Below are 17,281 nucleotides of genomic sequence, written 5' to 3' on the forward strand. Positions count from 1 at the left end.
ATCGCGATGGACACCAATCAACTGCAGACGTTCGACCAGATCGTCCGGCTCGGCAGTTTCAGCAAAGCGGCGCGCGTGCTGGACATCGCGCAGCCGACGATCTCGGCCCGGCTGCGCCAACTGGAGCAGGAGGTGGGCGGGGCGCTGCTGTTGCGCGGCGGGAGCAGGCTGGAGTTGACGGAGCTGGGGCGCAGCTTTTTGCCTTATGCGCGGCAGGCGCTGGCCGTGCTGTCGAAAGGCGTGGAGACGGCACGCCTCGCCGAGCAGGGCAAGCGCGGGCAGGTGGTGATCGCCACGCTGCCGACGCTGGCGGCAGGATTTTTCGCATCGGCGCTGGCCCGGGTGCGGGAGGAGAATCCGCAGCTGGGAATTGCGGTGCATACAGGGCACAACCGGGAGGTCGTCGAGATGCTCTATGACGGGTTTATCAAAATCGGCTTTCTGATCTGGCCGTACCTGAACGCCGACCTGACGACGCGGCTGACGGTCGAAGAGCCGCTGCTGGTCGCCGTTCCGGCCGGTCATCCGCTGGCGCTGCGGGGAAAGGTCACGCTGGAAGAGCTGAAAGAGGAAGCGAACCCGTTTTGGCAGATCGACTGGGGGCATGAGGTCAAAGGCTGGCAGGCGCTGTTGATCTGCGAACCGGGCACGGAGATCGAAGTGCCGCCGCAGACGGCGCTCGATCTCCTGTTGCGCGGGCAAGGGGCGGCGCTGTTGACGCGGGCGATGGCCGGCCGGGCCCTCGAACGCGGGGAACTGGTCGAACTGCAGGTCGAAGGGATGCCGCAGCTGAGTCGGAAAAGCGTGCTGGTGCAGCTCGGGCACGATCCGCTGCCGCCGGCGGTGGAAGAGTTTATCCGGCTGTTTCGGGAAGAAGCAAAGTTGGGCTATAATAGTTGAGACTGACTATCTTTACATAACAGGTGATCTCATTTGATAAACATATCGGAACGTTTGGCGCGGATCGCGTCATTTGTGCCCGTCGGAGTGAAGACGGCAGACATCGGGAGTGACCATGCTTACCTGCCGATCTATCTCGTCCAGCGCGGGCAATCGGTACAAGCGGTGGCAGGCGAATTGAATGAAGGGCCGTTTCTCGGGGCGGAGCGCAACGTGCGCGCGCACGGGCTGACCGGCAAGATTGCGGTGCGACGCGGAAACGGGCTGGCCGTGCTGAGCCCGGGCGAAGTTGACGTGATCACCGTCTCCGGCATGGGCGGCGGGACGATCCGCGACATTTTGGCCGCCGGAGCGGAGAAGCTGGAAGGCGTCTCCCGGCTCGTGCTGTCGCCGCAGGGCGATGGCGACTCGCTGCGCCGCTGGCTGCTGGCGCATGGCTGGAAGATCGTCGACGAAGACATGCTGATCGAGGATGAGAAGATCTATGAGATCGTCGTCGCCGAGCGCGGCGAGATGACGCTCGACGATCCGCTGCAACTGGAGTTTGGCCCGCTGCTGCTTGCACGCAAGCATCCATTACTGCTCGATCGCGTCGAATACGAACTGGGCAAGATCGCGCTGGCCTTAAAAGGCTTGGAGAAAGCCAAAGGGGACAGCGGACAGGCGCGCCGGGATGCGCTGCTGGAACGGAAAAGACAACTGGAGGAGGTAGGAAACGATGTCCGCTCATAAGACGACGGCGACGGTCAAGCAGATCGCCGCTGTAATGGAAGAGCTGGCGCCGCTGACGCTGGCCGAATCGTGGGACAAGGTCGGGCTGCAGGTCGGCGACCCGAAGCGCCCGGTGAAAAAAGTGATGCTGTCGCTGGACAGCAATGATGAAGGCGTGATCGACGAAGCGATCAAAAAAGGGGTCGACCTGATCATTGCGCACCATGCGATGATCTTCAAGCCTGTCCAGACCCTGCGCACCGACACGCCGTACGGGCGCAAGCTGCAAAAGCTGCTCGCACACAACATCGGCGTCTATGTGGCGCACACCAACCTCGACATCGCTGAGGGCGGCATCAACGACATCCTGGCCGGACGCCTGCACTTGGAACATGTCGAAGTGCTGTCCCGCGTCCACAACACCCGCCTGAAAAAACTGGTCGTCTTCGTGCCGGAGACGCATCACGCAGCCGTCTTGAAAGCGCTGGGCGATGCGGGCGCAGGTTGGATCGGCAACTACAGCCACTGCACGTTCAACACGCCGGGCATCGGCACCTTCGTGCCGCAAAAGGGCACCTCGCCGTTTATCGGCGAGCAGGGCGTGCTGGAAAAAGTGGAGGAAGTGCGCGTGGAGACGATCGTCAGCGACCTCAATCAGGAGCGTGTGGTGCGGGCGATGCTGGAAGCGCATCCCTATGAAGAAGTCGCCTACGATCTCTACCCTTTGGAGATCATGGGGCAGGAGCTCGGCGTCGGACGCGTCGGCGATCTCGTGCAGGAGATGACGCTTGAGCAGTTCGCGAACTTTGTGAAACAGCAGTTCGGCGTGGAGCATGCGCGGGTCGTCGGGCCGCATGACCGCCCCGTGCGCCGCGTGGCGGTGCTCGGCGGCTCCGGCGAGGAGTATTACCCGCAGGCGCTGCAAAAAGGCGCCGACGTGTTCGTGACCGGAGACATCCGCTACCACTATGCGCAAGATGCGCTGGCCGAAGGGTTGTGCATGGTCGATCCGGGGCATAATACGGAAAAGATCTGCATGCCGAGCGTGCAGGCCTACCTGGAAGCCAAGCTGCGCGAATACGGGTATGACGCGGAAGTTTTCGTGTCGGAAACGAACACAGAACCGTTCACTTTTTTGTAAGTTCACCGCGTCTTTTTTCTCAGACAAACCCATACAGTGGAGTATGGGGGTGAACGAGCATGGCTCATCTGATCATGAGCGCAATTGCACTCATTGCTGTTGTCCTGGCGTTTTCGTACGCCTATTATCTCCTACATTTGTTGCTGACGATCACAAAATGCCCCGACTGCGGACGGATCATGCAGAAGGTGATGTATACAGAGTTGTCGGAGGACGGAGAGCAGAAGCAGGTGCTGTATGAATGTCGGTTCTGCCAGTCCAAACGGATCAAAAAGAGCAGCATGCCGCGCGGACGAAAGTTTACACTGTACCCATGACACCTATGATTTGGTACTTGAAACTTCGGGGAAAACCCTGTATACTTCTTCTTTGTCAGGAATGAATCTGCTGATCAAACCGAAAAGTAAGCTGGGCAATCGCCGGTGCAAGGTCGAAAGGCCGCACGGGAGGAAAGTCCGAGCTTCACAGGGCAAGGGTGCCGGCTAACGGCCGGTGGGAGCGATCCTAAGGATAGTGCCACAGAAAGAAACCGCCAGCGGCCTCTTCGGAGGTGCGGGCAAGGATGCAACGGTGCGGTAAGAGCGCACCAGCAGCATGGAGACATGCTGGCTAGGTAAACCCCACCCGAAGCAAGACCGGATAGGAGTCCACATGCGTCGGCCCGGCGCGGACTCGGGTAGGTTGCTTGAGCGTGCTGGCAACAGTACGCCTAGATAGATGATTGCCACTCCACAGTGCGAGGGTGACTCCCGTTTGCAGCACCAGGAGTACAGAACTCGGCTTACAGGCTTACTTTTCGGAGTCATATATGAGAAATAAAGAACCCGCGCAGGGTTCTTTTTTTATTTCTGAATTATACTTGCCAGTCAGTTTTTGTAGTAGAATGAGTACATAACGGGAAGAGATGGGGGAGCGGTGTCCGATGTGGTTTTTGCGGTTTCGGGAGCCGGTGAATACGTGGACGCATTTGTTGACGTGTTTGGCGGCCGTTGCCGGCCTGGTGCTGTTGATCGTCTGGTCGCGGGAGAGCGCGGCAAAAGTGTCGGTGATGGTGATTTACGGGCTGAGTTTGATCGTGCTGTTTATGGCGAGCGCCGTCTATCATGCGGTGCGTTCCACGCCGGAGAAGATTTTGGCGTTGAAGAAGTTTGACCATATGGCGATCTATCTGTTGATCGCCGGCACCTACACGCCGGTGTTCGCCTTTGGGCTGGACGGCTCGTGGCGGATCACGATGCTGGCGGTGGTCTGGGCGCTGGCCTTGGCGGGGATGGCGATGAAGCTGTTCTTCATCAACGCGCCGCGCTATCTGTCCACCTTGCTCTATGTCGGCCTCGGCTGGATCGCGGTGGTGCCGTTTGTGAAGCTGGTCGAGACGCTGCCGACGGGCGCGATCTGGCTGATGTTCGCAGGCGGTGTGGCGTACACGGTCGGCGCGGTGATCTATGCGACCAAGTGGTTCGACTGGTTCCCCGGCAAGTTCGGCTTCCACGAGATCTTCCATCTCTGGGTGTCGGCGGGCGCGACCCTGCATTTTTTGATGGTGGCGCGGTACATTGCGATCTAAAGAGAAGACCTGATCCGCTTAGGATCAGGTCTTTTGCTTGATCAGTTCGATCAGCGCTTGGTCGGTGAGCTGTTCGGCGAGCGAGCGCACCTGGTCTTGGCCGTAGCCTTTCGGGCGGCCTTCGAGCTTGAATTTGCCCGACCAGACGCCGGTGATCATGTAGCCTGGCTCCCGATCCATCGTTTCCAAAAAAAGCAGGTAGCGGCCGGGTCCGGCGAAGTCACGAGAAAGGTCGTGGTGAATCTGGAGCGTCTTGCCTTTGACAGCAGGGTTGCCTTTGAGCACTTCGCCCGCCCGATAGGCACCGTCCGCGAAGTTTGCGATCACGATCAGGTCGGAGGCGGCGATGAGCTCTTCAAAATTCTTGATCGACACGCCGCGGTTGGCGAAAGGGTCGTCTCCGGACGGCAGTGATAAAAAGGGCGTCCAGCAACCGGTCGCCCGCTTGCAGGACAGGCCGTTGATCGTGCGGGCCGTCTGCTGTTCGATGCGGTAAGTGACGCTGGTCACCTGATCGTGGCCAAAGGTGCGGAGCAGTTCGTCATGAATGTTTTTGATCAGTTGACCTTCCGCCTCATGCGACAGTTTGGCGGCGTCCTGGTCGAAGGAGAGTTCGAGATTTTTCTCTTGCAACAGCAGCGTCTGCAGTTCAACTTGATCAGGCAGATGCTTTTCCACCAGCGGGCGAATCGCCTCACCGGTGGCCTGTTCCGCACAGCCGGTCAGCAGCAGCGGCAATGCCAGCCAAAAGAGCCAGTTTTTATTCAATCCCGTTCCTCCTTCGATAATCGGTTGGAGTCAAGCCAGTCTCTTTATGAAAGACGTAGGAAAAATGGGAAAGGTTCTGGTAGCCGACTTCGAGCGCGATGTCGGAAAGCGGGCGTTCGGTCGCCGCCAGCAGTTCCCGCGCTTTGTCGAGGCGGATGGCGGTGAGCGCTGCGGCGGGTGTGCGGCCGGTGGCTTTTTTGAAGGTGCGTTGCAGGTGGTAAGGGGAGATGTGCAGGCGGTCGGCGATCGATTGCAGAGACAGCGGTGCAGCGTAGCGGGATTCGAGCAGGTGTTGGGCCGCCCGCACCAGTTCATTTTGCGGCGCGGCTTCTTCCGGGCGGCAGCGTTTGCAGGCGCGCAGGCCGTGCTGTCTGGCTTCGTCCGGCGTCTGGAAAATGCGGACGTTTTCCCGCTTGGGGGTGCGTGATTTGCAGGAAGGACGGCAGAAGATCCCGGTCGTCAACACTCCGTAGTAAAATTGTCCGTCGGCCGTCGCGTCGCACTCGACGATCATTTGCCACTGCTGGTCCTGCATATGGTTTCCCTCCCGAATGGTCTGGTTGGCACTATTGTATCCTGTTTTATGGTAGGATGAAACCAGCAGATGATACGATTGGAGGAACTGACAAATGCCGCTGTTTTTTGCTTATGGCGTCAGCACCGACCCGGAGCGGATGCAAGAGGAGATGGGCGGGTACAAGTCCTATCAGACCGCGACCCTGCCCGGCCACGCCTGCACCTTCACCTACAACCCGGAGTATGACGGAGGGGCGACGACGCTGCTCCCAAGCCCGGGCGACGAAGCTCTGGGCGCAGTCTACGTAATTGAGGAAAGCCAACTCGCCTTGTTGGAAGAGGTCGACGATGAGTACGAATTGCACACCTTGCAAGTGCGGGCAGGCGGTGAACTCGTCGACGCGTATGTGCTCCTGCCGCGCGAAGAAGAAACGCTGACCCTGCCTTCGCCAAAATATCTGGAGCGGGTGCGCAAAGGCTTGTCGGTGCACCACCCGGCCGAGCAGGTCGAAGCGTATCTGCAGGCGGGCATCGACCGCGTCAACAACAGCGACCGCCATTAAATGAGAGAAACCCTTGGCACCTGCAAGCGCCAAGGGTTTTGTTGTCTAGACCAAACGCACGTTGTAGTTGCGCATCCAGGTGTCGATCTGCGCGAGGTAGGCGAACAGTTGCGGGCCTGCCATCAGCTGGCCGAAGAAGGGGCGGACAAAATTGGGGTCGTCGGCGTTTTGCGCCGCCTGCAGCAGCACCTCTTTGTTCACCACCTGCAGCAGCGGTGAAGCCGGATCATCGAGGATTTCGAGCAGCCAGCTGCGCACGGCGTTCAGGTAGGCCGGGTTGTGCGTTTTCGGGTACGGGCTCTTCTTGCGGTAGAGCACATCTTCCGGCAGCACCCCTTCCAGCGCTTTGCGCAGCAGCCCTTTTTCGCGCTCGGCGTAGAACTTCATCTCCCACGGCACGTTCCACATGTATTCGACGATGCGGTGGTCGCAGAACGGCACGCGCACTTCGAGCGACGCGCCCATCGTCATCCGGTCTTTGCGGTCGAGCAGGGTCGGCATCCAACGGAAGAGGTTGAGGTAGGACATCTCGCGCGCCCGCGCTTCTGCCGGCGATTCGCCTTCCAACTTCGGCACTTCGGCGAGCGCCGCCCGGTAGCGGCCGTCGATGTGCGCCGCCACGTTGATCTTGGCGGCGAACTCCTCGTTCAGCCAGGAAGCGCGCCCTTCCACATTGCGCGACCACGGGAAGGTGTCGGCGTTGACCATCTCCTCACGGTAAAACCATGGATACCCGCCAAAAATCTCGTCGGCGCACTCGCCGGACAGGGCGACGGTCGCTTCTTTTTTGATCTCTTTGGAGAACAGGTACAGCGAGGCGTCGATGTCGGCCATCCCCGGCAGGTCGCGGAAGGTGACCGCATCTTTTAGCGCTTGCACGAGCTGCGGCGTGTCGATGACGATGTTGTGGTGCTCCGACCCGATGTACTCGGAGACGCGCTTGATCCACGGGCCGTCCGGGTTGGGCTGGAAGTCGCTCGCCGTGAAATGCTTGTCGTTATCCACGTAGTCGACGGAGAACGTGTGCAGCCGTCTGCCCTCTTGTTGATACTTCATCGCCGCAAACGCCGAGATCATGCTCGAATCGAGCCCGCCGGACAAGAGCGTGACCAGCGGCACGTCGGAGACCAGTTGGCGCTCGACCGCGTCTTGCAGCAAGCCGCGCAGTGTTTCCACCGTCGTGTCCAAATCATCGGTGTGCGGGGCGCTTTCCAGTTGCCAGTACGGCGCTACCGCCGTACCGGTGCGGTCGAAGCGCAGATAATGCCCCGGCTTCAGCTCAGCGACATCTTGGAACACGCCGTGCCCTGGCGTGCGCGCCGGGCCGATGGCGAACACTTCGGCCAGCCCGTCGCTGTCCACGTCCGGCTCGACCAGCGGGTGGGCGAGCAGGGATTTCAGCTCGGAAGCGAAGAGCAGGCCGCCGCCGCGCTCTGCATAGAACAGCGGTTTGACGCCGAGCCGGTCGCGGGCGAGGAACAGGTGCTGCTCATGGCTGTTCCAGATCGCGAAGGCGAAGATGCCGTTCAGCTGCTCCACGCAGGCCGGGCCCCACTCGATGTAGGACGTGAGCAGCACTTCGGTGTCGGAGTGGCCTTGGAAGCGGTGGCCGCGGGCGAGCAGTTCCTTGCGGATGTCTTCGGTGTTGTACAGCTCACCGTTGTAGATGATCGTATATGTGCGATCGCCGCGGGCGCGGGTCATCGGCTGGATGCCGCCTTCGATGTCGACGACAGCCAGACGGCGGTGGGCAAATCCGGCGTGGGGAGACAGCCAGATGCCTTCTTGGTCCGGGCCGCGGAGGTGTTGCAAATCTGCCATTTGTTTGAGAATCGAACTCTGTTCTGTGAGATCGACTTTCCAATCGATCCATCCACTAATCCCACACATTTGTTCGTTCCCCTCCCATTCTCAAGTCTTACATGGACATTCGCCCAGCATGACATAACGTATGCGAAAGGGAAAAAAGATGTGCAGGAAATCACATTCCGTTGGGCCGGACTGACGCCATCACCTGTTCTGCGACTTCTTTCGACGCCAATCCTTCGAGGAACCAGCGCGAGAGATCGACGGCAGCCAGACAGCCGGCGGCGGTGGCGATCCGCTCATGTGCGACGAGCGGCGCCTCGACCACTTCGATGCCCATCGCGGCGAGCTGCTTGACCCGCGTCGGATAAGTTGTCGCCGTCAAGCCGTCCAAGAGCCCCAGCTTGGCGAGCAGCAGCGCGCCGGAGCAGATCGAGCCGATCAGCTGGCGGCCCGGGTCGAGCAGGCTGTGCAGGCGGGCGAGAATCGCTTCATCCCGGAGCAGCGTCTGCACGCCGGGACCGCTCTCGATCAGGACGGCATCCGCTTCTCCGAGATAGTCGAGTCCGGCCGACATCGGAATGGTCAGTCCGTTTTCAGAGGTGTGGTGCGCGCTGGTGCCGACCAGCTTTACTTCCCAGTCCGGGAGCAGGCGGAAGCGCGCCACGCGGTTCAGCAAATCCCACGGCAGGAAGACATCGAGATCGGTAAAGCGGTCAAAGACGAGAATGGCCAGTTTCATCAATCAGATCTCCTTTTTGTTCAACTTCTTGCATCTATGGTACGATGAATTGGGAAAGACGTACATACAGAAACAGGAAAGGGTGTCGTACACATGTTTATCGCAATGAACCGTTTGACCGTTCCGGCCGACTACCGCTCCCATCTCGAAGAGCGCTTTGCCGGTGCCGGCGCACGCATGAAAGACGTGCCGGGCTGCCTCGAATACCAGTTTCTGCTTCCGACCGAAGGCGATGAGATCATCGTCTACACCAAATGGGAATCGGAAGACGCGTTTAACGCCTGGACGCAAGGCGAAGCGTTCCAACGCGCCCACCAAGGCGCCAACCCGAACTCTCCGGTCAAAGGCGACCTGCGCAAGTACACTGTGAAATTCTCCTCCTAAGCGCAGGCCGGCACAAGCAAAAACAAAAGCAAAAGCGCACCTTGGCAGGTGCGCTTTTTTGCGTTACTTGGAGATCTTGATCAACGCCGCGGAGCGGTCGTTCGCTTCTTTCATCACTTGGATCTTCAGACCGTACTTGAGCAGTTTCAGGCCGGAGTCCGGGTTGGAAGCGTTCCAGTAGGAATCGTGGTCGCTGAACGTCTTTTCCGCCGCTTTCGCTTTGGAGAAGATCGAGCTGCCGTCCGCATACACGATGTTCAGGTCGGTGCCCTTCTGCAGCGAGAAGGTGGCATCTTTCAGCTGGAAGCGGGAAGCAGCCACTTCGCCGTCATTCCACTTCACGACGTTTTGGTGCGAGTCGACGACGCCGAGGAAGCCGTAGCCCGGGTGCATGGCGACCCAGTTGTTCTCATACGCTTCGTTCACGTACCAGACCAGCATGCCCGGGTCATAGGACATGAGGGATTTGCCGCGTTTGATGTGCGCCAGACCTTGGTCGACGCCGTCATGGGTGCGCCATTCCACCAGGTAGTAGTGCTTGGTGTACGACTTGCCGGTATCTTGCTTGAAGCCTTGCAGGTCGAAGGACGGAGTGCCTTCTGCGCCGTCGGCGAACACTACTGCGCCGTCAGCGGTCACTTTTACGTTGTCCACGTAGAAGCCTTCCAGGGTGGTGCCCCAGTCTGTGATCGAGCGGAACTGCAGCAGAATCTCCTGGCCGGCGTAAGCGGACAGGTCGATCGATTCATGCACCCAGCCGTTCGAGGAACCGGTGTAGCCCGGCAGGTTCGGTGCGATCGTCGGGTACGCGCCGTTCGCGATCTGCGTCGACGTGCGGTTGGTCGAGAGCGAATTCCAGGTCGCGCCGTTGTCGGTCGAGACTTGTGCGAACGCGTAGTCCCACGTGGATTCGATGTTGTACCAGGTATCGAAGTCGAGCGTCGCCGACGTTTTGCCGGTCAGGTCAACAGATGCGACCATCGAATGGTCGTGCTCGTCGCCTTTGCCGCCCCAGTACTCGAAGGAGCCGCCGGCCGGCTTGTTGACGACCGTCTCATTGTCCGGCAGGTCGATGCGGACGACATCTTCGTTTTTGCCTTTGGTGGTCGCTTGGTCGAGCGTCACTTCGAGGCCTTTTTTCGGGATGTCAGACAGCGAGATCGTCTTGCCATGCTGCCAGTTGCCGCCGATGGTGTCTTGGAAGTACTCTTTCGCATACGGGGAGAAGCCGGTCGGCTCGGTGCCGCCGATCTTGCCCGCCCAGGAGCCGGCCGACATGATCGACCAGTATTCGATCGGCTCGCCGTTGCCGGAGTAGATCGTGTCGTACTCGTCCGGCAGGCCGAGGTCATGGCCGTACTCGTGTGCAAAGACGCCGGTTGCGCCGTCTTCCGGCATGATGATGTAGTCAAAAGCTGCCATTTGGCCGCCCCAGTACGGAATGCTGGTCGAAGAGCCCGGCACCGCGTACGGCGAGGTCAGATCCCAGCGGTGCGACCAGATCGCGTCGCCGCCGAGGCTGCCGCCGCCCGCTTCTTCGCCCACGCCGGCGTGGATCACCGCCATGTGGTCGATGAGGCCGTCCGGCTCGCGGTAGTTGCCGTCGCCGTCAAGGTCGTAGATGTCCTCTTGGTCATATTCGGACAGGTCGAGGCCTTGGGCAACAGCTGCAGCCAGCGCGTCGCGGATCAGCTGTTTCGGATCGTTATCATCGCCGTCGACGCCGCCCACGTTGCCGCCGTAGTAAGCGGCCGATTTCGGAACTTTCACCCAGCCGACCACATCGCCTTCGACGGTGTACGAGCCGCCGGATTGCTGCAGATAGTATTGTGCCATCGAAACGAAGTGCTCGCCGTTCGGGCCAGTATAGCCGGTCGGGGAGAACATCATTTGCTGATAGTGTTCAGTCGTATAGTCCGGATAGAACATATCGGTTTCAGACTTCGTGATGTTGTTGTGCTCATAGTCGTCAAACTCGACGAGCAGCACGAGCAGCTTGTCTTTGCGCACTTCGCCGGTCCACGGCTGTTGCTGCGCAGGCTCTACTTTCTTGCCTTTGCCCTTGTTGCCTTTCGCAGCTTTGTTGACAGCTGCTGCGCGGTCTTTGAACGAGTTGCTCTGGGCGATCGAAACGTTCGGCTTCTTGCCTTTGCCGGTGAGGTAGTCTTTCATCGCCACTTCTTTTTGCTCTTGGCTGAGGCCTTGATCGATGATCCCGCGCTCGACGAGCGAATCGATGTAGCGGTCGGTGTTGATCACGTTCAGGTCGGCCGGCGTGCTTTCCCGGTCGGCAGCCTGCACGGTCACGCCTGTCGGAACACCGGCAAACAGAGACCCTGCGATCAGCACCGAGGAAAGACCAATCCCTAATGCCTTTTTCTTCATAAAGTAAAATCCCCCTTGCTCTCATTGAATATTTAGACTTCTCGTTATAACAGTTCAACAAGTGATTGAAAAACTCCTTCGTGCATCGAATGAAATATTGAAGATTGTAATTGTTATTAATAAAAACGCACCCAGTTACGGGTGCGTTTGCGGTGGTCTGGTGTTACTTGGTGATCTTGATGGTCGCAGCGGAACGGTCGGCCGCTTCGCCTACCACTTGGATCTTCAGGCCGTAGTTGTTCAGCTTGAGACCCGAATGCGGGGAAGACGGAGACCAGTAGGAGGACTTGTCATCGAACGTGGAAACCGGGTTTTTCGCAGCGTTGTACAGATGCTGGTCCGGACCGTAGTACACGTTGAGGTCAGCGCCTTTCTTCAGCGAGAAGGCAGCATCGTAGACTTGGTAACGGGTGCCTGCCGTTGCGCCGTTCGACGCATAGCCGCCCCAGTGGTGAACGTTTTGGTGCGCGTCGACCACGCCGAGGAAACCGTAGCCCGGGTGAGCGCCGACCCAGTTGTTGTCATACGCTTCGTTCACGTACCAAACGACCATGCCCGGGTCGTAGGAGAGCAGGGACTGACCGCGCTTGATGTGCGCCAGACCTTGGTCGACACCGTCATGAGTGCGCCACTCAACGAGGTAATGGTGTTTGGTGGTGTATTTGCCTTCCGACTTCGCGAAGCCGTTGAGCGTGAAGGACGGAGTGCCTTCCGCGCCGTCCGCGAACACTTCTGCGCCGTTTTTGGACACTTTCACGTTGTCGACGTAGAAGCCTTCGAGGTTGGTGCCCCAGTCTGTGATCGAGCGGAACTGCAGTTTGATCGTTTGACCGGCATAGGCGGACAGGTCGATCGTCTCATGCACCCAGCCGTTCGAGGAACCGGTGTAGCCCGGCAGGTTCGGTGCGATCGTCGGGTATGCGCCGTTCGCGATCTGCGTCGACGTGCGGTTGGTCGCCAGCGAGGTCCAGGTCGCGCCGTTGTCGGTCGAGACTTGTGCGAACGCGTAGTCCCACGTGGATTCGATGTTGTACCAGGTATCGAAGTCGAGCTTCGCGGTGGTGGCGCCGGTCAGGTCGACAGTGCGTACCATCGAGTGGTCGTGCTCGTCACCGTTGCCGCCCCAGTACTCGTAGGAGCCGGCAGCCGGGGTGTTGACGGTGCGGACTTTGTCCGGCAGGTCGATGCGGACGACATCTTCGTTAGCGCCTTTGGTGGTCGCCTGATCGAGCGTCACGGTCAGGCCGCTTGCCGGGATGTCAGACAGCGAGATCGTCTTGCCATGCTGCCAGTTGCCGCCGATGGTGTCTTGGAAATACTCTTTCGCATACGGGGAGAAGCCGGTCGGCTCGGTGCCGCCGATCTTGCCCGCCCAGGAACCGGCCGACATGATCGACCAGTATTCGATCGGCTCGCCGTTGCCGGAGTAGATCGTGTCGTACTCGTCCGGCAGGCCGAGGTCGTGGCCGTACTCGTGCGCAAAGACGCCGGTCGCGCCGTCTTCCGGCATGATGATGTAGTCAAAAGCTGCCATTTGGCCGCCCCAGTACGGAATGTTGGTCGAAGAGCCCGGCACCGCGAACGGCGAGGACAGGTCCCAGCGGTGCGACCAGATCGCGTCGCCGCCGAGGTTGCCGCCGCCAGCTTCTTCACCCACGCCGGCATGGATCACCGCCATGTGGTCGATGAGGCCGTCCGGCTCACGGTAGTTGCCGTCGCCGTCGAGGTCGTAGATGTCCTCTTGGTCATATTCGGACAGGTCGACGCCTTGGGCAACAGCTGCAGCCAGCGCGTCGCGGATCAGCTGTTTCGGATCGTTATCATCGCCGTCGACGCCGCCCACGTTGCCGCCGTAGTAAGCGGCCGATTTCGGAGCTTTCACCCAGCCGATGACATCGCCTTCGACGGTGTACGAGCCGCCGGATTGCTGCAGATAGTATTGGGCCATCGAAACGAAGTGTTCGCCATTCGGGCCGGTATAGCCGGTCGGGGAGAACATCATTTGCTGATAGTGCTCAGTCGTATAGTCCGGATAGAACATATCGGTCTCATCCGGCGTGATGTTGTTGTGCTTGTAATCGTCAAACTCGACGAGCAGAACGAGCAGCTTGTCTTTGCGCACACCGCCGTTCCAGGCCTCGCCTGCTGCCGGAGCGACAGTCGTGCCGGACGCCTGCTTCGAGGAAACGGCAGTGTTTTGCGCAGCTCCTTTGACTTTTGCGGAGCGCGACTGGAAGGTGTTCTTCGCAGCCGTGTTGACCGCGCCTTTGCCCGTCCGTTTCAGGTATGCGCGCATCGCTGCTTCCTTGTCTTCCTGATTCAGTTTACCTGAGATGATCCCGCGCTCCACCAGCGAATCGATGTAGCGGTCGGTGTTCACCACGTTCAGGTCGGCCGGTGTGCTTTCCCGGTCTGCAGCCTGAACGGTAACTTGTGCCGGTACGGCGGCAAACAAGGAACCTGCGATCAGGGCAGAGGAAAGGCCGATGCTCAACGCCTTCTTCTTCATAAGTGACTCCCCCTCTATTCTCTGTTGAGATTTACATCTCGGAAAAAAGTTTCAACAAATTTTCGAAAACTCCTTCTGGGTTGGAACAAAATACAGAAGGTTGTATTAACTTTCAACAAAGAACAAACCCTACATTTGGTTCTGTTTTATGAAATAAAAAGGCGCCCCTGTCGCAGGGCGCAAATGTGATGAAAAGCAAATGGCGGGAAAAGCGTGACAAAAAAGTCGAACCTCTCAGCAGCACCTTCGCGAGGTGCTGTTTTTATTTTATGGTACAATGGGAGTGTTTGTTAGGTAAGAGATGGGGAGAGATCAGAGTGCATCGAAATTTACGAAGCTTTATGCATACATTGCGCCAAGAGCGCGACATCGTGGAGATCACAGCGGAAGTCGATCCGTATTTAGAGCTGGCGGAGATTCACCGCCGCGTGATTCAGGACGGGGGACCTGCCCTGTTGTTCACCAACGTCAAAGGCAGCCGCTACCCGGTGTTTTCGAACATGTTCGGGACGTCGCGCCGCGTCGATCTGGCGTTTGGACCGCGCCCGGAGCAGCTGATGAAAGACATCGTCGGCCTGACCCACAAGCTGGTGCCGCCGACGCTCGGGAAGATCTGGGGCGAACGCAACCTGCTGCTCGACGTGGCAAAGACCGGCACGAAGACGGTCAGCGCGGGACAAGCGCCGATCCTGGAGATGGTCGATGCGCCGGCCAAGCTGTCGGAACTGCCGGTCTTGACGTCGTGGCATGAGGACGGCGGCCCGTTTGTGACCTTGCCGCTCGTGTACACGGAGCATCCTTCGAAAAATGACCACAACCTCGGCATGTACCGCGTGCAGATCTATGACGACAAGACGACGGGCATGCATTGGCAGATCCACAAAGGCGGCGGCTTCCATTACCATGAAGCGGAGCGGCTGAACCAGAACTTCCCGGTCACCGTCTTCCTCGGCGGCCCGCCCGCACTGATCGCTTCGGCGATCGCGCCGGTGCCGGAGATGCTGCCGGAACTGCTCCTGACCTCGCTGATCATGGGCGAGAAGCTGCCGGTCGCCAAAGATCCGCACGGCGGCAAGTATCCGCTGATCGCCGAGGCGGAGTTTGCGATCGTCGGTCACGTGCTGCCGCATGAGCGCCGCATCGAAGGGCCGTTTGGCGACCACTACGGCTATTACTCGCTGGCGCACGAGTTCCCGGTGTTCAACGTCGAACGCGTCTATCACCGCAAAGATGCGATCTACCCGGCGACCGTCGTCGGCAAGCCGGTGCAGGAAGATTACTACCTCGGCGAATTTTTGCAGCGCCTGTTATCACCGGCGTTCCCGCTGGCGATGCCGGGCGTGCGCGATCTGTGGACGTACGCCGAGACCGGCTTCCATGCGCTGGCTGCTGCCGTCGTGCGCGAAAGCTACAAGCGTGAAGGTCTCGTCAACGCGTTCCGCATCTTGGGCGAAGGGCAACTGACCCTGACCAAGTTCCTGATCCTGACCGACAAGCCGGTCAAGCTGGAGAACTTCACGGCGCTGTTTGAGCAGGTCTTGGAGCGCTTCGATCCGGCGCAGGACCTGTACGTGCTCGGCAACACCTCGATGGATACGCTCGACTACACGGGCCGCCGCCTGAACCACGGTTCGAAGGCGATCATGCTCGGCGTCGGCGAGCCGATGCGGACGCTGCCCGACACCTATCAGGGCGCTGACTTGCCGGGGATTCGCAAGATCGAATCGTATTGCAAAGGGTGTCTGGTGGTGGAAGGGGCATCGTTTGAGGAAGATCCGGAGCTGGCACCGCGCCTGGTCGATCTCGCCGCTGACAAGCTGCGCGAGTGGCCGGTGGTGTTCCTGGTCGATGATGCTTCGGTCGCCAAGTCGCAGTCGTCGTTCCTGTGGACGACGTTCACTCGCTTCGACCCGGCGCATGACATCTATGCGGAGTCTGAGCTGCAGCGTCACCATGTCGGCTACAAACTGCCGCTGGTGATCGACGCGCGGATGAAGCCGGGCTACCCGGACGAAGTGGTCACCCGACCGGACATCGACCAGAAGGTCTCGGAGCGCTGGACGGAGTATTTCGGCAAGACGAATTTTTAACAGGCAAAGACCCCATGGCGGCCGCCACGGGGTCTTTTTGCTTGGTTTTGCTTGGGTTAGAAGGGCTCTTTCCAGTCGGACAGCACTTGAATGCCGGATGCCTGTACGGTTTTGCGCAGCTGGTTGACATTGACCAGATGGTTTTCGTACTCGACGGTGATGATGTGGTTCCCCGGGTCGGCCAGCGCGCGCTCGACGCCAAGCAGCGCATTGAGCGAGGTGGAGACGCGGCGATACTCTTCCGGCGATGCCTGTTTGATCATGATGTGTGCGATAGACATAACGGAACACCCCCCTGACGTAAGTATGGATGGTGCGGCTTGTCTTTAGTCGATGGTCGAAGAGCCAAAATGCGTCACTCGTAGGTGCGCAGCTTGCTGCACACACTACTCCCAGGGGGTGCTGGATACGATGACCGAACGTTCGATGAAAAAGCGTCTCGAATGGCTGGACCGCAAAGCAAGAAGTGGGAAGCTGACGAAACAAGAGCAATTCGAACTGGGGCAAGCGTTTTTAACACCCGCTTTTGAAAAAGGAAAAAAATAGTCAGGCTAGCTGACATCCTGCCCGTTTGGAGAGGGCAGGATGCTTTTTTTATGAAACTTTCTGGAAGTTGTTCCGTATAGATAGGTGTTCGCCTGAAAGCCGCGAATGATTTCTGGAAAAAGGAGGGGTGTTGGTTGCTGGAACTCTATTACGGGTGTCTGATCGGCGGCATCCTGTTCGCGGTGGCGGTGCTGATCTTCGGCGATCTGCTGCATCTGCACGGGCCGGATTTTTTTGACCCGACTGTGATCGGCGGCTGGATCACCACATTTGGCGGCGTTGGCGTTTTGCTTACGACGTACACGGAACTGGGCTTGGTCGCAACCGCAGTTTTGGCGGCGCTGGCCGGGATCGTGCTGTCCTTTTTGGTCTATTTTTTCTATGTGAAGCCGATGAAGAAAGTGGAGAACTCGACCGGATTCTCGCTGCAGGATCTGGCGGGGAAGCTGTGTGAGGTCTCGGTGACCGTTCCGGAGCAAGGCTTTGGCGAAGTGTTGGTCAAAGTCGGGGCGGGCCTCACCAACCAGATCGCGGCCAGTTTTGACCGGGAAATCATCCCGGCAGGGATGAAGGCGGTCATTGTGGAAGTGAAGGATGATGTCTTATATGTATCTGCGTATGAAGAAGTAGAATAGCGTGCAGGAAGGGGTTAT

17 protein-coding genes and 1 other RNA gene are annotated in these 17,281 nt (G+C 59.1%); 11 read left to right on the top strand and 7 right to left on the bottom strand.

The annotated features are described in order from the left end of the window. Positions 1-6 precede the first annotated feature (6 nt). The 6 genes from EV586_RS15495 to trhA all read left to right on the top strand — a co-directional run bounded on the left by EV586_RS15495 (position 7) and on the right by trhA (position 4,319). A complete protein-coding gene (locus EV586_RS15495) occupies positions 7-900 on the top strand; it encodes a LysR family transcriptional regulator (protein WP_132946028.1) in 894 nt (297 codons plus the stop codon). Between the two features lie 33 nt (positions 901-933). Next, positions 934-1,632, top strand: a complete 699-nt coding sequence (locus EV586_RS15500) for a tRNA (adenine(22)-N(1))-methyltransferase (protein ID WP_132946029.1) — start codon at positions 934-936, stop codon at positions 1,630-1,632. Further along, a complete protein-coding gene (locus tag EV586_RS15505) occupies positions 1,619-2,752 on the top strand; it encodes a Nif3-like dinuclear metal center hexameric protein (protein WP_132946030.1) in 1,134 nt (377 codons plus the stop codon). Before EV586_RS15500 ends, EV586_RS15505 begins: the two co-directional genes overlap by 14 nt. Before the next feature lie 59 nt (positions 2,753-2,811). Further along, on the top strand, positions 2,812-3,069 hold the full coding sequence (locus EV586_RS15510) for a hypothetical protein (RefSeq protein WP_132946031.1): 258 nt from the start codon (positions 2,812-2,814) through the stop codon (positions 3,067-3,069). A gap of 83 nt (positions 3,070-3,152) precedes the next feature. Further along, positions 3,153-3,552: RNase P RNA component class A (gene rnpB, locus EV586_RS15515), an RNA gene on the top strand. Positions 3,553-3,674: 122 nt separating this feature from the next. Beyond that, positions 3,675-4,319 (top strand): PAQR family membrane homeostasis protein TrhA, encoded by a 645-nt coding sequence (gene trhA / locus EV586_RS15520; protein WP_132946032.1) that lies wholly within the window; start codon positions 3,675-3,677, stop codon positions 4,317-4,319. Between the two features lie 24 nt (positions 4,320-4,343). Here the strand turns inward: trhA and EV586_RS15525 are convergent, their stop codons facing one another. Together EV586_RS15525 and EV586_RS15530 are read right to left on the bottom strand one after the other, a co-directional pair. Continuing rightward, positions 4,344-5,087: a hypothetical protein gene (locus EV586_RS15525; protein WP_132946033.1), complete on the bottom strand. Its 744-nt coding sequence runs from the start codon at positions 5,085-5,087 to the stop codon at positions 4,344-4,346. Continuing rightward, a complete protein-coding gene (locus EV586_RS15530; protein ID WP_132946034.1) occupies positions 5,080-5,622 on the bottom strand; it encodes a bifunctional transcriptional activator/DNA repair enzyme AdaA in 543 nt (180 codons plus the stop codon). Before EV586_RS15530 ends, EV586_RS15525 begins: the two co-directional genes overlap by 8 nt. Before the next feature lie 94 nt (positions 5,623-5,716). Here EV586_RS15530 and EV586_RS15535 point away from each other — a divergent pair, with 94 nt between their 5' ends. Continuing rightward, positions 5,717-6,166 (top strand): gamma-glutamylcyclotransferase family protein, encoded by a 450-nt coding sequence (locus EV586_RS15535; RefSeq protein WP_132946035.1) that lies wholly within the window; start codon positions 5,717-5,719, stop codon positions 6,164-6,166. A gap of 45 nt (positions 6,167-6,211) precedes the next feature. On the opposite strand, the gene asnB is transcribed toward EV586_RS15535, so the two are convergent. Next, positions 6,212-8,056, bottom strand: a complete 1,845-nt coding sequence (asnB, locus tag EV586_RS15540; RefSeq protein ID WP_132946036.1) for an asparagine synthase (glutamine-hydrolyzing) — start codon at positions 8,054-8,056, stop codon at positions 6,212-6,214. A gap of 91 nt (positions 8,057-8,147) precedes the next feature. Further along, the gene (locus tag EV586_RS15545) at positions 8,148-8,714 is read right to left on the bottom strand and encodes a DJ-1/PfpI family protein (RefSeq protein WP_132946037.1); all 567 of its coding nucleotides are present in this window, start codon (positions 8,712-8,714) and stop codon (positions 8,148-8,150) included. A gap of 93 nt (positions 8,715-8,807) precedes the next feature. Here EV586_RS15545 and EV586_RS15550 point away from each other — a divergent pair, with 93 nt between their 5' ends. Continuing rightward, the gene (locus EV586_RS15550; protein WP_132946038.1) at positions 8,808-9,098 is read left to right on the top strand and encodes an antibiotic biosynthesis monooxygenase family protein; all 291 of its coding nucleotides are present in this window, start codon (positions 8,808-8,810) and stop codon (positions 9,096-9,098) included. A gap of 63 nt (positions 9,099-9,161) precedes the next feature. Here the strand turns inward: EV586_RS15550 and EV586_RS15555 are convergent, their stop codons facing one another. Together EV586_RS15555 and EV586_RS15560 are read right to left on the bottom strand one after the other, a co-directional pair. Continuing rightward, positions 9,162-11,483, bottom strand: a complete 2,322-nt coding sequence (locus tag EV586_RS15555; RefSeq protein ID WP_132946039.1) for an immune inhibitor A domain-containing protein — start codon at positions 11,481-11,483, stop codon at positions 9,162-9,164. 163 nt (positions 11,484-11,646) lie between these two features. After that, the gene (locus EV586_RS15560) at positions 11,647-13,992 is read right to left on the bottom strand and encodes an immune inhibitor A domain-containing protein (protein ID WP_132946040.1); all 2,346 of its coding nucleotides are present in this window, start codon (positions 13,990-13,992) and stop codon (positions 11,647-11,649) included. 341 nt (positions 13,993-14,333) lie between these two features. On the opposite strand from EV586_RS15560, the gene EV586_RS15565 reads away from it, so the two are divergent. Beyond that, a complete protein-coding gene (locus tag EV586_RS15565; protein WP_243653061.1) occupies positions 14,334-16,082 on the top strand; it encodes a UbiD family decarboxylase in 1,749 nt (582 codons plus the stop codon). A gap of 56 nt (positions 16,083-16,138) precedes the next feature. Here EV586_RS15565 and EV586_RS15570 read toward each other — a convergent pair whose 3' ends face one another. Further along, complete coding sequence (locus EV586_RS15570; protein WP_132946042.1) at positions 16,139-16,363, bottom strand: hypothetical protein; 225 nt, start codon at positions 16,361-16,363, stop codon at positions 16,139-16,141. Positions 16,364-16,493: 130 nt separating this feature from the next. Between EV586_RS15570 and EV586_RS21650 the strand changes: the two genes are divergently transcribed. Then, positions 16,494-16,628 (top strand): hypothetical protein, encoded by a 135-nt coding sequence (locus tag EV586_RS21650; protein ID WP_279388303.1) that lies wholly within the window; start codon positions 16,494-16,496, stop codon positions 16,626-16,628. A 134-nt stretch (positions 16,629-16,762) separates the two neighbouring features. Beyond that, a complete protein-coding gene (locus EV586_RS15575; RefSeq protein ID WP_132946043.1) occupies positions 16,763-17,263 on the top strand; it encodes an NfeD family membrane protein in 501 nt (166 codons plus the stop codon). Positions 17,264-17,281 lie beyond the last annotated feature (18 nt).

This window comes from Tumebacillus sp. BK434, assembly GCF_004340785.1.
In the GTDB taxonomy this organism is placed as follows: Bacteria; Bacillota; Bacilli; order Tumebacillales; family Tumebacillaceae; genus Tumebacillus_A.

What these genes read in the sequence shown, in the direction of transcription:
- EV586_RS15495 (WP_132946028.1), top strand. Translation starts at nt 7, where the DNA reads ATGGACACCAATCAACTGCAGACGTTCGACCAGATCGTCCGGCTCGGC.
- EV586_RS15505 (WP_132946030.1), top strand. Translation starts at nt 1,619, where the DNA reads ATGTCCGCTCATAAGACGACGGCGACGGTCAAGCAGATCGCCGCTGTA.
- EV586_RS15510 (WP_132946031.1), top strand. Translation starts at nt 2,812, where the DNA reads ATGGCTCATCTGATCATGAGCGCAATTGCACTCATTGCTGTTGTCCTG.
- trhA (WP_132946032.1), top strand. Translation starts at nt 3,675, where the DNA reads ATGTGGTTTTTGCGGTTTCGGGAGCCGGTGAATACGTGGACGCATTTG.
- EV586_RS15530 (WP_132946034.1), bottom strand. Translation starts at nt 5,622, where the DNA reads ATGCAGGACCAGCAGTGGCAAATGATCGTCGAGTGCGACGCGACGGCC.
- EV586_RS15535 (WP_132946035.1), top strand. Translation starts at nt 5,717, where the DNA reads ATGCCGCTGTTTTTTGCTTATGGCGTCAGCACCGACCCGGAGCGGATG.
- asnB (WP_132946036.1), bottom strand. Translation starts at nt 8,056, where the DNA reads ATGTGTGGGATTAGTGGATGGATCGATTGGAAAGTCGATCTCACAGAA.
- EV586_RS15545 (WP_132946037.1), bottom strand. Translation starts at nt 8,714, where the DNA reads ATGAAACTGGCCATTCTCGTCTTTGACCGCTTTACCGATCTCGATGTC.
- EV586_RS15550 (WP_132946038.1), top strand. Translation starts at nt 8,808, where the DNA reads ATGTTTATCGCAATGAACCGTTTGACCGTTCCGGCCGACTACCGCTCC.
- EV586_RS15555 (WP_132946039.1), bottom strand. Translation starts at nt 11,483, where the DNA reads ATGAAGAAAAAGGCATTAGGGATTGGTCTTTCCTCGGTGCTGATCGCA.
- EV586_RS15560 (WP_132946040.1), bottom strand. Translation starts at nt 13,992, where the DNA reads ATGAAGAAGAAGGCGTTGAGCATCGGCCTTTCCTCTGCCCTGATCGCA.
- EV586_RS15565 (WP_243653061.1), top strand. Translation starts at nt 14,334, where the DNA reads ATGCATACATTGCGCCAAGAGCGCGACATCGTGGAGATCACAGCGGAA.
- EV586_RS15570 (WP_132946042.1), bottom strand. Translation starts at nt 16,363, where the DNA reads ATGTCTATCGCACACATCATGATCAAACAGGCATCGCCGGAAGAGTAT.
- EV586_RS21650 (WP_279388303.1), top strand. Translation starts at nt 16,494, where the DNA reads ATGACCGAACGTTCGATGAAAAAGCGTCTCGAATGGCTGGACCGCAAA.